We start from the raw sequence: 12,851 nt of genomic DNA, 5'->3' as shown, positions 1-12,851 counted from the left end.
GGAGACGACACCATGACCACAACCGACCTCGCCGCCGGGCAGGGCGTGGCGCCGCGCGCTTTGCCGAAGGCCGGCGCCGCGCTGGACCGCTGGCGCGTGCCGCTCACCATCGCCGTGCTGGCGGTGCTGCCCTTCGTGCTGCCGTCGCAGGCGCTGGCGGTGAACGTGCTGATCTATGGCCTGTTCACCGTGGGCTTCAACCTGCTGTTCGGCTATACGGGCCTCCTTTCCTTCGGCCATGCCGCCTTCTTCGGAACGGGGGCATACCTGACCGGCATGGCCATCGCCCATCTTGGTTTCGGCTGGTTCCCCGCCATGCTCACCGGCATTGTCGGCGCGAGCCTGCTCTCAGCGGTGATCGGCGCGCTCTCCATCCGCACCCGCGGCATCTATTTCTGCATGGTCACGCTGGCCCTGGCGCAGCTGGTCTACTACGTCGCGCTCCAGGCCTCCGGCTGGACGGGTGGCGAGAACGGCCTGCGCGGCTTCACCGTGGCGAAGGCGGACCTGATCGGCGGCTTCTCGGTGAATCTGCTGAACCCACTGGCGAAGTACTATTTCATCATGTTCTTCGCAGCGCTGGCCCTGTGGTTCGTGTCGCGGGTTCTGAACTCTCCCTTCGGCGCGGCCATCGAGGCGGTGCGTGAGAACGAGACCCGCGCCCGCGCCTGCGGCTTCGACGTGGAGCGCACCAAGCTCCTGTCCTTCATCCTATCCGGCGCCCTGTGCGGCCTCGCCGGCACGCTCTCGGCGCTGCATCTGTCCATCGTGCCGCTCGATGCCTTGAGCGTTCACACCTCGTCCATTGTGGTGATGATGACCATGCTGGGCGGCGCCGGATCCTTCTTCGGGCCGTTCGTGGGGGCGCTGGTCTTCCTCCTCATCGAGGATGTCGCCTCCCTCTGGACCACGCACTGGCAGCTCATCGTCGGCATCGTCTTCATCCTGTTCGTGCTGTTCCTGCCCAAAGGCATCTGGGGCAGCCTGATCCAGCTCACGCGCCGCAGGAGGGCGTCATGACCGCGCTGATGGAAGTGACGGACGTGGGCCGCTCCTTCGGCGGCTTCGTCGCCCTCGCCGGCATCTCGGCGAAGTTCGAGCGCAACAAGGTGACGGCGGTGATCGGTCCCAATGGCGCCGGCAAGAGCACGTTCTTCAATGTGCTGTCCGGCGTGCTCCAGCCCTCCACTGGCTCCATCCGCTTCAAGGGGCAGGAGCTGAAGGGGCTGAAGCAGCACCGCTTCGCCCATCTCGGCATCGCGCGCTCCTATCAGATCACCAACCTTTTCCCCGAGCTTTCGGTGGAAGAGAATGTGCGCGTGGCGGCGCAGGCGCTGAAGACCCGCTATAACGTCTTCAGCCATCGCGATCGCTATCCTGAACTCAGCCAGAAGGCCGAGGCGGCCCTTGGCGAAGTGGGCCTCACCCATCGCCGCGCCCGCCGTGCCCGTGACCTCGCCCATGGCGAGCAACGGGCGCTTGAGATCGCCATCGCGCTGGTGGCGAACCCGGAGCTGCTTTTGCTGGATGAGCCGACCGCAGGCATGGGGCCGGAAGAGACCAAGGACATGGTGGCGCTCATCGAGCGCCTCGCGGCGGACCGCACCATCCTCCTGGTCGAGCACAAGATGAAGATGATCCTCGGCCTGTCGGACCGCATCCTTGTGCTGCATCACGGCCGGCTCATCGCCGACGGCACGCCGACAGCGGTGCAGGCCGATCCGGAAGTCCGCCGCGTCTATCTGGGGCAGAACGATGGCTATGCTTGAGGTCGAAAAGCTCAACGCCTGGTACGGGCCGAGCCACGTTGTCCATGATCTGACGTTCAAGATCGAACAGGGCGAGATCGTTGCCCTCGTGGGCCGCAACGGCGCCGGCAAGACGTCGACGCTGCGCGCCGTCATGGGGCTGATGCCGCGGGCGGAGGGCCGGGTGACGTTCGACGGCACCGATTTGCTGCCGCTCGGCGCCCACGCCCGATTCCGCCTCGGCCTCGGCTACGTGCCGGAGGATCGACGGATCGTCCCTGGCCTCACGGTGCGGGAAAACCTGCAGCTCGGCCTGGTCGCGGCCGACCGAACGGACGAGCGTGCGGCCATCGACGAGATCGCCAAGAGCTTCCCGCGTCTGAAGGAGCGGCTGGAGCAGCAGGGGACCACCATGTCCGGCGGCGAGCAGCAGATGCTCGCCATCGCCCGCGCCATCATCTCCAAGCCGAAAATGGTGCTGCTGGACGAGCCCTCCGAGGGCATCATGCCGGTGCTGGTGGAGGAGATGGGCGTCCTCTTCCGCCGCCTGAGGGACCAGGGCACGACGCTGCTTCTGGTGGAACAGAATGTGGAATGGGCGCTCAATCTCGCGAGCCGCGCCATCATCATCGATCAGGGCGAGCTGGTGCATCAGTCGAGCGCTGCTGCACTGCTCGCCGACAAGGACATCCAGGATCGCTATTGTGCGGTCTGAGCGCCATCGCCGAAGAGCGGCACGCGCGAACGAGAACAAGGGGAGGACCATCCCGTGGAACTGACCGGCGAATATCGCATCAGCGCCCCGCGCGAGACCGTGTGGAAGGCGATCCTTGACCCCGAGATGCTCAAGCGCTGCATTCCCGGATGCAAGGAGTTGGAGCAGACGGGCGACAATGCCTATGCCGCCAAGGTGCAGGTGAAGGTCGGGCCCGTCTCGGCCACCTTCTCCGGCTCGGTGGAACTCACCGACATGGAGGCGCCGGCCGGTTGCCGCATCGTCGGGCAGGGCAATGGCGGCATTGCCGGCTTCGCCAAGGGCGAGGCGAAGGTCTCGCTGGCCGAGGATGGCGCCGACACCATCCTGACCTACGTGGCGGACGCCCAGATCGGCGGCAAGCTCGCCTCACTGGGCGGGCGCCTCGTGCAGGCGACCGCCAAGAAGCTCTCAGACCAGTTCTTCACCAGCTTCGCCGAAGCGCTGAACGCGCCGGCCGAGGTGCCTCCGGCGGCCGAGGCATCCTGAGCATCAAAAAGGGTCCCGAGGCCGGCGCAGGCCGGCCTCACTTCACCTTCGCCGCATAATCCTCCGGCTTGAAGCCGACGATCAGATCGCGCCCGTGCTCCAGCACCGGGCGCTTGATCATGGACGGGTGTGCGAGCATCAGCGCCAGGGCCTTTGCCTCGTCGATGTCCGCCTTGTCGGCGTCGGGGAGCTTCCGGAAGGTCGTGCCGGCCCTGTTGAGCAGCTTTTCCCAGCCGACTTTCTTCGCCCAGCCCTCCAGCGTCTTCGCATCGATGCCGGCCGACTTGTAGTCGTGGAAGGCATAGGCCACGCCCTTCTCGTCGAGCCAGCCGCGCGCCTTCTTCATGGTGTCGCAGGCCTTGATGCCATAGATCGTCGTCGTCATCGCAATCCCCCGTCTGAAAGCACCGACCTTACCCGAGGGCGCGCCGCCGCGCGCGCGGCTTTCGCGTCGCAGGGCCGTTGAACGGCTCCTGTTGCTCATGTAACATATCAGTGCAATCCCAATTGGACGGGCAATAAAGGGCAGGGCAGGACGCATGAAGACCTATCGGGGAGATCGCACCATCGACGGCATCGCGGTGACGGTGGACGGCAAGCCGCTGCCGCAGCGCACCGACATCGCCAAACTGAGCAGCGACGGCTTCGAGTGGAGCTATGAGGGGCAGGCCCCCGCCCAGCTGGCCCTCGCTTTGCTCGCCGATCACCTCGGCGATGATCGCCGGGCCTATGCGCTGCACGATCAGTTCATGCGCGAGGTGGTGGCGAACTTCGCCAATGAGTGGGAGATGACCTCCGACGACATCGCTGCCGCGCTCCCCCGCGTCGCGGCCTGAGCCACAAGACGCTCCGAGGCTTGACGGCGGGCTGCGAATCCGTCGTCACACTTTTTTCGACGGCACAGGAGCGGGCGACATGGCGAAGGCGGGGTCCAAGGTGGTCTCCAGGGCGCTTTCCAAGACGCCGGTGAAACGTCAGAAGCGGCAGTCGGTGTTCGAGGATGCGGATGTCGGCCTCGATATCCTGCTGGAGCCGCTGCGCGAGACCCGCAAGGAGCCCCGTGCGCCGGCCCGCCGCCCCCGTCGCGAGGATGCGCCGGCGGAGGATGCGAGCCTTACCGATCGCGCCTATCGCATCCTTGAGGAGCTGATCGCTACGCTGCAGCTGCCGCCCGGCGCGGTGCTTTCCGAACTCACGCTTTCGGATCGCCTGAAGATCGGCCGCACCCCCATCCGCGAGGCGCTGCAACGGCTGGCGCGGGACGGCCTTGTGGTGGTGCTGCCCCGGCGGGGCGTGCTGGTGTCGGACATCAACCTGCGCACCCAGCTTCGGCTGCTTGAGGTGCGGCGGGTGCTGGAGGTGCTGATGGCCGGCCTCGCCGCCGAGCGTGCCACGGCCGAGGAGCGGGAGGCCTTCGCGGAGATTGCCGGCTCCATGCGGCAGGCGGCGGAGGTGGAGGACGACCTCGCCTTCATGCGCCTCGACCGGCGCTTCAATCTCTTGATGGCGCAGGCCTCGCGCAACGAATTCGCGGTGCGCTCCATGGGCCTCATGAACGCCCTGTCGCGCCGCTTCTGGTACCAGCACTACAAGGAAGTGGCCGACCTGCCGCTCGCCGCCCGGCTTCACGCCGAGGTGGCCGAGGCGGTGGCCCGCCGTGACCGCAAGGCGGCCGAGACCGCCGCCTCCAATCTCGTGGATTACATCGAGGATTTCGCGCGCAAGACGCTGGATGCGTGAGGGGTAATCCGCCCTCTCCGCAAGGGGAGAGGGCGTCTTCAACTTTCAGAAAACCACGACGCTTCGGATCGTCTCCCCGGCCTTCAGCGCGGCGAACCCGTCGTTGATCTCGCTCAGCGCGATGCGGCGGGAGATCAGGCCCTTGAGATCCAGTCGTTCGGCAAGCGCGGCTCGGGCGAGGAAGGGGAAGTCGCGGGCAGGGCGGGCGCCGCCGTAGGAGACACGGCGGATGCGCTTTTCCGCCATCAGCGAGCCCCAGCGGAAGGACACGTCCTTCGTCACGTCGATCTTGCCGAGCCAGATCACCTCGCCGCCTGGCCGCACCGCCTCGACCGTTGCGCGGAAGGCGATGGGGCTGCCGGCGGATTCGAGCACCACGTCGGCACCTCGGCCCTGGGTGAGGGCGCGGGCCGCCTCCACCACGTCGCCGGTGCGGGCATTCACCGTGTGGGTGGCCCCCATGGTGCGGGCGAGGGCAAGTTTCGCGTCGTCGAGATCGGCGGCGAGGATGGTCTCTGCGCCGGCCAGCCGCGCGCCCTGCACCGCTGCTAGCCCCACGGCGCCGCAGCCGATGACGAGCGCCGTATCGCCGGGCGCGATGTGGGCCACGTTGAGGGCAGCTCCAACGCCCGTCATGATCCCGCAGCCGATGAGGCAGGCCTCCTCGAACGGCAGCTCGCGCGGCACCGGCACGGCCTGCTGGTCGGTCACGATGCAGTATTCGCCGAAGGCTCCAAGGAACATGAGGTTCCCCAGTTCCCGCCCGTCCTTGAGCCGCGCCTTGGCGGCGCCGTCGAAGGCGCGGGCCTTCGGCCCCTCGGCCAGATAGCCCTCGCACAGGATGGGCAGCGAGCGGTCGCAATAGAAGCAGTGGCCGCAATGGGGGTTCCAGGAGAGCACCACATGGTCGCCCTTGCGAACGCCCTTCGCCTCCCGCCCGACATCCTCCACGATGCCCGCCGCCTCGTGGCCAAGCACGATGGGCATGGGGTAGACGAGGCCGCCTTCGATCACCTCGAGGTCAGTATGGCAGAGGCCGGCGGCCTTGATGCGGACCAGCACGTCCGATGGCCCGAGCGGGGCGGCTTCCACCGTCTCCATGGCGAGCGGCATCTGCGGCGCGTGGAGCACCGCGGCACGATAGGTGAGGGGCATGGGTCAGGCGTGCTCCAGCTCCACCTCGCCGGCGATGACGCGCATCACCGCCTTGTCGCGGTACGCCTCCGCCAGCGTGCCGGAGAAGATCATCTCGCCGCGCTCCAGCACGTAGAGGCGATCTACATAATCCGGGAGGTGGTGGACGTTGGATTCGGCCATCAGCACGGCCTGCCCCATGGCGCGGATGGAGGCGATTCCCTCCGAAATGACCGGGATGATAGCGGGGGAAAGACCCTCGAACGGCTCGTCCAGCAGCAACAGGCTCGGGTCGAGCGCGAGGGCGCGGGCCACCGACACCATCTTGCGCTCACCGCCGGAGAGCTGTGCGCCGCCCCGGTGCAGATATTGCCGGAGCTTGGGGAAGACGTTCAGGGAGCGTTCGACGCGGTCCTTCTCCGACATCTTCGAGCGCCGCGTCCAGGTCGGCAGCTCCAGATTCTCGGCGACGGTCAGGTCCGCATAGACCTCCGACTCTTCCGGCGAGAATCCCACGCCCATCTGGGCGATCTCATGCGGGGCGCGGCCGATCAGCTCCTTGCCGGCGAAGCGGATGGAGCCGGCGACGGGCTTGCGATAGCCCATGATGGAGCGGAACGTGGTGGTCTTGCCCGCGCCGTTGCGGCCGATGAGGCAGACGAGTTCGCCAGGCTCCACGGCGAGGTCGATGCCGGAGAGGATGCGGCTGCCGGCGATGTCGACCTTGAGGCCCGAAATGCTCAGCATGGGCGGCTCTCCTGAACAGCTGCTTTCGGGGTCATCTTCGGCGGTCGCGTGCCCACCACGGCGGCGATGAGGGCGGGATCCTTGAAGAAGGTTTCCGGCTTCTCGTCCGCCAGCACACTGCCTGCCTGAAGCGCGACGATGCGGTCCGAGTAGCGGGCCACGAGATCCATGTCGTGCTCCACCTGGATGATGCCGCGCACACCGGCCTTGCGGGAGGCCGCGACCAGCAGCTCCATGATGGCGTGCTTGTCGCCGGTGGAGACGCCGGAGGTGGGCTCGTCGATGAGGATCAGTTCCGGCTTGAGCGCGAAGGCGCTCGCCACATCCAGCAGCTTCTTCTCGCCCTGCGAGAGGGCGCTCGCCTGCTGGTCGAGACGGTGGCGCAGGTTGAAGATGTCGGCAACCTCCTCCACGGCGTCGCGGACCTCGCGATCTGCACCGAGGCTCCGGAACGGGTTGCCGATGCGCCTCAGGCGCGAGGCGGCGGCAACGCCCAGCGTCTCGCGTACGGTGAGCGCGGGGAAGATGTTCACCAGCTGGAACCCCCGCGCCATGCCGCGACGGGAGAGTTCCACCGGACCGATGCCGGCGATGTCCTGCCCGCGGAAGTGGACGTGTCCCGTGGTGGGCTTCAACAGCCCCGTGAGAACGTTGACGAGGGTGGACTTGCCCGCTCCGTTGGGTCCGACGATGGAGATGAACTCGCCGTCGTCCACATGCACCGAGACGTTCCGGAGCGCGTGGAAATCGCCGTAGCTCTTGGAGACCTGATGGGCGGAGAGAAGGGCGCTTGAGGCCATGGGTCAGCTCCCGCGCTTGAGGCGGGCGAAGGCGTCGCCGAACAGGCCGGCGATCCCCCGCGGGAAGAAGATGACGATGAGCACCAGCACCGCGCCCATCACGAACCGCCAGTACTGCGTGGCGGACATCACCGTGTCCTGAAGCAGCACGAAGGCGAGGCCGCCCACCACCGGGCCGGCAAAGGCGCCGGAGCCGCCAAGGACCGCCATGAAGACGAGGTTTCCGGACTGCGTCCAGTAGACGATCTCCGGGTCCGCAAGGCCGATGGTGACGGCGAGGATCACCCCGCCGATGGCGCCGTAGACGCCCGAGATGACATAGGCCGCCAGCCGCATCCGCGAGACGGTGACACCGAGATAGGCCGCCTTCTGCGCGTTCTCCCTGATCGCCGTAAGGTGGAGGCCGAAGGGCGAGCGCACGATCCGCCACATGGCGTATCCGAGCAGGGTGAGCAGACCGAGAGCGTAGTAGTAGAACGGCCCGGTGATGAAGGCCGTCTTGCCGCCCTCGAACTCCATGCCGAACAGCAGCGGGCGCATCACCCGCATGCCCTGGTCGCCGCCGGTGAGGCCGTAGAACTTGAACAGGATGGAGTGGAACAGCATGCCGAACGCCAGCGTCAGCATGCCGAAGAAGATGCGCGTGTAGCGCACGCACAGGAAGCCCACCGGCACCGCGATGACCACTGCCGCCACCACCGCCACGAGGAGGGTCAGCTCCAGCGACCGGACGCCCAGCTTCGAGGTCATCACCGCCGCCGCGTAGGCGCCGATGCCGAGGAACATGGCGTGGCCGAAGGAGAGGAGGCCGGTGTAGCCGAACAGCAGGTTGAAGCCGAGGAGGGCGATGGCGAAGCCGAAGAACGGCACCATCAAAGTGAGCGTGTAGGTGGAGGCGACGAGGGGCAGGCCCGCCATGGCGACGATGATCACCAGGAAGGATATGAGCCCCGAGGGTCGCCAGATGTTTGGGGACACGGCCGGCGCCACCGTGGCCGGGGCGGAGGTCGGGGTGCTCATGCCATTGCCTTTCCGAAAAGTCCGGCCGGCCGCAGGATGAGCACGGCGATGACGACCAGATAGATGGAGAGAATCTCGGCCTCGGGCAGCACCATGATGGCCGCCGCGCGGATCAGGCCGACGATGAGCGCACCGGCCAGCGCACCGCGCATGGAGCCGAGCCCGCCGATGACCACCACCGCGAAGGCTTCGACCACCAGCTCCACCGCCATGTCGAGGGAGGAGGCCGAGGCTGGCACCACCAGTGCGCCACCCACCGTGCCGAGCATGCTGCCGACCGTGAACACGGCGGCGAACACGCGGGAGGAATTGACGCCGAGACCCTCGCTCATGTCCCGGTTTTCCGCCGTGGCGCGGATGATGCGCCCCGTGCGCGTCCTCTGCAGGAACGCGCCGAGCGCGACCGCGATGGCGATGGAAGCGGCGATCACGAGGAGGTTGTAGGTCGGCACCCGAAGGCCGAGGAATTCGGCCGTGCCGTATGCGAGATAGGCATTGTCCAATGTCCGCGGCGTCGCGCCCCAGAAGAAGCGGAACACGTCCTGGAACATCAGGAGCAGCCCGAAGGTCAGGAGCAATTGATAGCTCTCGTCCCGCCGATAGACGGTCCGCAAGATGCGCTCCACCGGCAGGCCCACGAGGCCGATCACCAGGCCCGCGAGAACGAGCACCGGGAGAACGGTCCAGGCCGGAAAGCCCACGGCCGAGGCGAGTCCCACGGCCGTGATGCCGAAATAGGCGCCCAGCGCGTAGAACGAGCCGCAGGCGAGGTTGATGACCTTCTGCACGCCGAACACCAACTGGAGCCCGGCGGCGACGAGGAAGAGAATGGCGGCGTGAAACACGCCGCCGAGGAGGACGTCGAGGAAAACGGTCACGCGGCGCTCCTCAGACGGGAAGCTTGGAGGTCTTGAGCCATTCCCAGAAGTCCATGCCCGGCGGCTTCTGGAGTTGGTCGGCGGTGAAGCTGTCCACCGTCTTCAGCGTCGGGAAGTCGTAGGAATTCTGGTTGGTGGACAGGCCCTGATAGAAGGTCTGCTCGGCGATCTTGTCGGCGCGGAACTGGCCCGGCCCGCCGAGGCTCTCCACCTTCTGCTTGGGGATCGATTCGATGATCTCGTCGAGCTTGGGCCAGCGCCCGGTGGCCTTGGCCGCCGCCTCCACGCCGGCCTTGTAGGCGGCGAGCGCGAAATAGGCGCGATCCGCCTCCCAGTGCGGCGCCTCCTTGTAGCGGCCCATGTAATCTTCCACGAACGCCTTCTGAAGCGGCGAGGCATTGGGCAGAGCGAAGTAGAGCGTGTTGTGCCCGAAGACGATATTCTCGGGCATGAACTCCTTCTTCAGCTGGTTGATCTGCCAGCCGGCGGCGGGCAGCGCGAGGTTCACGCCCTCGAACAGTCCGGCGGCGGAGCCTTGCTTCATGAATACGGGCAGGTCAGCGAACAGCATGGAGGAGAAGATGAAGTCGGGTTTGGCCGCCTTCAGCGCTGCGACGTGGGAGGTGAGGTCCATGGTGCCGACCTTCGGCCACTGCTCGGCCACCACCTCCACCTCGACTCCGGCGCGCTTCAGGATCTGCTGGAAAGCCTCCCAGTTGTTGCGGCCATAGGAATAGTCCGGATTGATGCCGGCGATGCGCTTGATCTTACCCTTGAAGTATTTGATCGCGAGCAGCGAGGCCATCACCGCCTCGCATTCATTGTCGGTGGAGCGGAAGACGTAGCGCGACTTGGGCATCGCTTCCTTGACGCCGTCCTGCGTGGTGCCGTCCCACATGATGAGGAGCGCCTGCTCCTCCTCCGCCACGGGCGCGACGCCCAGCGATACGCCGGTGGAGATGAGGCCCTGCACGCAGTCCACCTTCTCCTGAAGGGCCAGACGGCGGAAACGCTCGATGGTGTCCTTCGGCGAGGTCTCTTCCTCGAACACCAGCTCGATCGGGCGGCCGGCGATGCCGCCATCCTTGTTCATCCGCTCAGCCGCCCACTGCACCGCGCGGACCCCGCATTCGCCCACCGTGCCCATGGCCCCGGAGCGCGGTGCAAGAATGCCGATGCGCACCGGCTTGGACTGGGCGATGGCTGGGGAAAAAACCCCCGGAGCGGCAGCGGCGAGACCGGCAGCACCGATCCCCCGCATCAATGTGCGGCGAGAAATGTTCATTGGCGTCCTCCCCTAGGCAGGTCTCGTGCCCGCCTTCGTGAACTGACATATCATAGATATGCCAAAAGAATGCCTGCAAGCAGCTTTTTTGATCTGGATCATTTTTAAGGAAGATGGATCAGAAAAATTGAATTGGATCATATATTTAAGTTGTTGAACTTTGGTCGTGTTCGCGGACTGCCAGGCTTCCGGCGGCGCTGGATCGATGCCTTGCATATGATGTGTGACTGACATATTAGTGATGCATCCGCCGTCGCGGAGCATCCTTCCCCCGTCCGGGCGCGAGGGAGCTGGGGCTGGCGACGGCTCCAGGCACCGGCGCGTTCAGCAGTCGGGGTGTTCAGGAACCGGCGTCCCCAAGCGGCGCCGAGAGAATCAAGACAATGGCGCGCACCGACAGCGCGCAAGGGAGAGAGCGATGGAACTCACCTCGAGCCCCATGACGGATCGGCAGCGCAAATACCGCGCGACCTACCGCGAGCGCGTCACCGGCTGGTATAATGGCTGGCTGCACATCGCCATCATCTACACGATCGGCTTCACCGCCCTCTACATCTACACCTCGAACATGCACACGATCCGCTGGTGGGAGTGGTTGACCATTCCGGTCGTGTTCCTGTTCTGCAATTTCTTCGAGTGGTGGCTGCATCGCTACGTTATGCACCGACCGTCGAGCTTCCCGCTGTTCCGCGCGGTCTATAACCGCCACACGCTGATGCACCACCAGTTCTTCACCGAGGAAGAGATGCGCTTCGCCGGGCATCATGACTGGCGCGTCACCTTCTTCCCGCCCTACGCGCTGGTGACCTTCACGCTCATGTCCATTCCCGGCGCCATCGTGTTCGGCTGGCTGGTTTCGCCGAACGTGGGCTGGCTGTTCATCGCCACCACCACCTCGGTCTACCTGCTCTACGAGTTCATGCACTTCACCACGCACATCGACGAGAACTGGTTCGTGCGGAACGTGCCCTTCATCAACACCAACCGCCGCCACCACGCTGCGCACCACAACCAGTCGCTCATGATGGAGCGCAACATGAACCTGACGTTCCCCATCATGGACTGGGCGTTCGGCACGTCGGACCTCAACCGCGGCCTCTTCGGCCATCTCTTCAACGGCTATGACACCCGCCACCTGAAGACCGACATGCGCCGCACCGCGCGCACGCCGAAGGGCGCGACGGGCGCATCCGGCCACGTCGCTCCGGCGGAGTGAGGGCATGGCTGCGATCGAACCCAATGTGGCAGGCCTCGCGATCTTCGCGGGGCTGTGGACGGCGGCCTGTCTCGGCTTCCTCGTGCTCTCTGGCATGTTCCCGGCGAGCACCCGGCCGGCGGGGGCGCGGCAGGCGGGGGGCCGCGCCCTCGTTCTGGTGAACAGCCTTTTGTGGCTGGCGCTGGCGGCCGCGGCGCTCGCCTACGGCTACGCCAACCTGCGCCTCACGAGCCTGATTGTCGTCGGCGGCCTCGTGCTGTTGTTCGCCCCGGCACCGTTCGATCTGCTGCCGACGCCATTCCGTGATGGACGCCGGGGCCTCGCCGCTCTGGTCGCGCTCCAGGCATCGGCGCTCGCCGTCTGGGCCGTGCTTCCCGGCGGCGGTGCCGGGCTCATCTGAAGGTCAGCGCCGGCACCGTCCGGCCAGCAAGAGGGGACATCCCATGCCCACCCACATCAAGTTCATCCTGTCCCTCGTCGTCCTAGCCGTCGCGGCGGCGGGCTATGCGTTTCAGTCCGCGCTCGGGCAGGAGGGGCCCAAATATGCCGTCGCCTTCCTCGGCGTCTTCATGGTCGTCGCCATGTGGGTGTTCCCGGAGGTGCAGCGCCGGCCGGGCGACAAGGTCTAGCCCTGCAAAAAAACAAGAAGGGGAAGCAGGGGCATGATCGCCATCATTTTCGAGGTGTGGCCGGCCGATGGCCAGCGCGACACCTATCTCGACCTTGCCGCGCGCCTGCGCGTGGAACTGGAGACGATGGACGGCTTCATCTCGGTCGAGCGGTTCGAGAGCCTCACCAATCCGGGCAAGATGCTCTCGCTCTCCATCTGGCGCGATGAGGACTCGGTGAAGGCCTGGCGCAACCTTACCTCCCATCGCAAGACGCAGGCGGCGGGGAGAGCCGGGGTGTTCCGCGACTATCGCCTGCGGGTCGCGGCCGTGATGCGCGACTACGGCATGTTCGAGCGTGACGAGGCGCCGGACGACAGCCGTGCCCTGCACAAGCCGAAGGCCGCCGCGGCCGATCCCGCCTTCTAAGGT

17 protein-coding genes are annotated in these 12,851 nt (G+C 66.3%); 10 read left to right on the top strand and 7 right to left on the bottom strand.

What is annotated here, in order from left to right; genetic code table 11:
* Positions 1–12 precede the first annotated feature (12 nt).
* The 4 genes from FHT36_RS20405 to FHT36_RS20390 are packed head-to-tail and all read left to right on the top strand — an operon-like array spanning position 13 to position 2,991.
* Entirely contained in the window at positions 13–1,020 is a 1,008-nt protein-coding gene (locus FHT36_RS20405) for a branched-chain amino acid ABC transporter permease (protein WP_169124303.1), read from the top strand.
* Positions 1,017–1,769, top strand: coding sequence for an ABC transporter ATP-binding protein (locus FHT36_RS20400; RefSeq protein WP_169124302.1), 753 nt, complete (start codon positions 1,017–1,019; stop codon positions 1,767–1,769). The genes FHT36_RS20405 and FHT36_RS20400 overlap by 4 nt, the downstream gene beginning before the upstream one ends.
* Positions 1,762–2,463: an ABC transporter ATP-binding protein gene (locus tag FHT36_RS20395; protein WP_169124301.1), complete on the top strand. Its 702-nt coding sequence runs from the start codon at positions 1,762–1,764 to the stop codon at positions 2,461–2,463. Before FHT36_RS20400 ends, FHT36_RS20395 begins: the two co-directional genes overlap by 8 nt.
* Positions 2,464–2,517: 54 nt before the next feature.
* The gene (locus FHT36_RS20390; RefSeq protein WP_169124300.1) at positions 2,518–2,991 is read left to right on the top strand and encodes a CoxG family protein; all 474 of its coding nucleotides are present in this window, start codon (positions 2,518–2,520) and stop codon (positions 2,989–2,991) included.
* Between the two features lie 37 nt (positions 2,992–3,028).
* Here the strand turns inward: FHT36_RS20390 and FHT36_RS20385 are convergent, their stop codons facing one another.
* Positions 3,029–3,376 (bottom strand): ArsC family reductase, encoded by a 348-nt coding sequence (locus FHT36_RS20385; protein ID WP_169124299.1) that lies wholly within the window; start codon positions 3,374–3,376, stop codon positions 3,029–3,031.
* 154 nt (positions 3,377–3,530) lie between these two features.
* Here FHT36_RS20385 and FHT36_RS20380 point away from each other — a divergent pair, with 154 nt between their 5' ends.
* Positions 3,531–3,827 carry a DUF6166 domain-containing protein gene (locus FHT36_RS20380; protein ID WP_169124298.1) on the top strand — a complete coding sequence of 99 codons (297 nt, stop codon included), beginning with the start codon at positions 3,531–3,533 and terminating at the stop codon, positions 3,825–3,827.
* 79 nt (positions 3,828–3,906) lie between these two features.
* Complete coding sequence (locus tag FHT36_RS20375; RefSeq protein ID WP_169124297.1) at positions 3,907–4,731, top strand: GntR family transcriptional regulator; 825 nt, start codon at positions 3,907–3,909, stop codon at positions 4,729–4,731.
* A gap of 45 nt (positions 4,732–4,776) precedes the next feature.
* On the opposite strand, the gene FHT36_RS20370 is transcribed toward FHT36_RS20375, so the two are convergent.
* From FHT36_RS20370 to FHT36_RS20345, 6 genes are read right to left on the bottom strand one after another with little or no spacing between them, the layout of a single operon-like run.
* On the bottom strand, positions 4,777–5,886 hold the full coding sequence (locus FHT36_RS20370) for a Zn-dependent alcohol dehydrogenase (RefSeq protein WP_169124296.1): 1,110 nt from the start codon (positions 5,884–5,886) through the stop codon (positions 4,777–4,779).
* Positions 5,887–5,889: 3 nt separating this feature from the next.
* Positions 5,890–6,612, bottom strand: a complete 723-nt coding sequence (locus FHT36_RS20365; protein ID WP_029558900.1) for an ABC transporter ATP-binding protein — start codon at positions 6,610–6,612, stop codon at positions 5,890–5,892.
* Positions 6,606–7,412, bottom strand: coding sequence for an ABC transporter ATP-binding protein (locus FHT36_RS20360; RefSeq protein WP_169124295.1), 807 nt, complete (start codon positions 7,410–7,412; stop codon positions 6,606–6,608). Before FHT36_RS20360 ends, FHT36_RS20365 begins: the two co-directional genes overlap by 7 nt.
* A gap of 3 nt (positions 7,413–7,415) precedes the next feature.
* Positions 7,416–8,432 carry a branched-chain amino acid ABC transporter permease gene (locus FHT36_RS20355; protein ID WP_169124294.1) on the bottom strand — a complete coding sequence of 339 codons (1,017 nt, stop codon included), beginning with the start codon at positions 8,430–8,432 and terminating at the stop codon, positions 7,416–7,418.
* Positions 8,429–9,310 carry a branched-chain amino acid ABC transporter permease gene (locus tag FHT36_RS20350; RefSeq protein ID WP_169124293.1) on the bottom strand — a complete coding sequence of 294 codons (882 nt, stop codon included), beginning with the start codon at positions 9,308–9,310 and terminating at the stop codon, positions 8,429–8,431. The genes FHT36_RS20355 and FHT36_RS20350 overlap by 4 nt, the downstream gene beginning before the upstream one ends.
* 10 nt (positions 9,311–9,320) lie before the next feature.
* On the bottom strand, positions 9,321–10,595 hold the full coding sequence (locus FHT36_RS20345) for an ABC transporter substrate-binding protein (protein ID WP_169124292.1): 1,275 nt from the start codon (positions 10,593–10,595) through the stop codon (positions 9,321–9,323).
* Positions 10,596–11,013: 418 nt separating this feature from the next.
* Here FHT36_RS20345 and FHT36_RS20340 point away from each other — a divergent pair, with 418 nt between their 5' ends.
* Genes FHT36_RS20340 through FHT36_RS20325 form a run of 4 tightly spaced genes read left to right on the top strand, consistent with a single transcriptional unit; the run spans position 11,014 to position 12,848 of the window.
* On the top strand, positions 11,014–11,811 hold the full coding sequence (locus FHT36_RS20340; protein WP_169124291.1) for a sterol desaturase family protein: 798 nt from the start codon (positions 11,014–11,016) through the stop codon (positions 11,809–11,811).
* Positions 11,812–11,815: 4 nt separating this feature from the next.
* The gene (locus FHT36_RS20335; RefSeq protein WP_169124290.1) at positions 11,816–12,211 is read left to right on the top strand and encodes a hypothetical protein; all 396 of its coding nucleotides are present in this window, start codon (positions 11,816–11,818) and stop codon (positions 12,209–12,211) included.
* A 43-nt stretch (positions 12,212–12,254) separates the two neighbouring features.
* Positions 12,255–12,440 carry a hypothetical protein gene (locus FHT36_RS20330; RefSeq protein ID WP_168458188.1) on the top strand — a complete coding sequence of 62 codons (186 nt, stop codon included), beginning with the start codon at positions 12,255–12,257 and terminating at the stop codon, positions 12,438–12,440.
* Positions 12,441–12,473: 33 nt separating this feature from the next.
* The gene (locus FHT36_RS20325) at positions 12,474–12,848 is read left to right on the top strand and encodes an antibiotic biosynthesis monooxygenase (protein WP_169124289.1); all 375 of its coding nucleotides are present in this window, start codon (positions 12,474–12,476) and stop codon (positions 12,846–12,848) included.
* The last annotated feature ends 3 nt before the right edge of the window (positions 12,849–12,851 follow it).

This window comes from Xanthobacter sp. SG618 (assembly GCF_012932745.1).
GTDB classification, from domain to species: Bacteria; Pseudomonadota; Alphaproteobacteria; order Rhizobiales; family Xanthobacteraceae; genus Xanthobacter; species Xanthobacter flavus.
The sequence above is the reverse complement of the archived record's forward strand: the minus strand, read 5'-3'. Positions and strand labels throughout refer to the sequence as shown.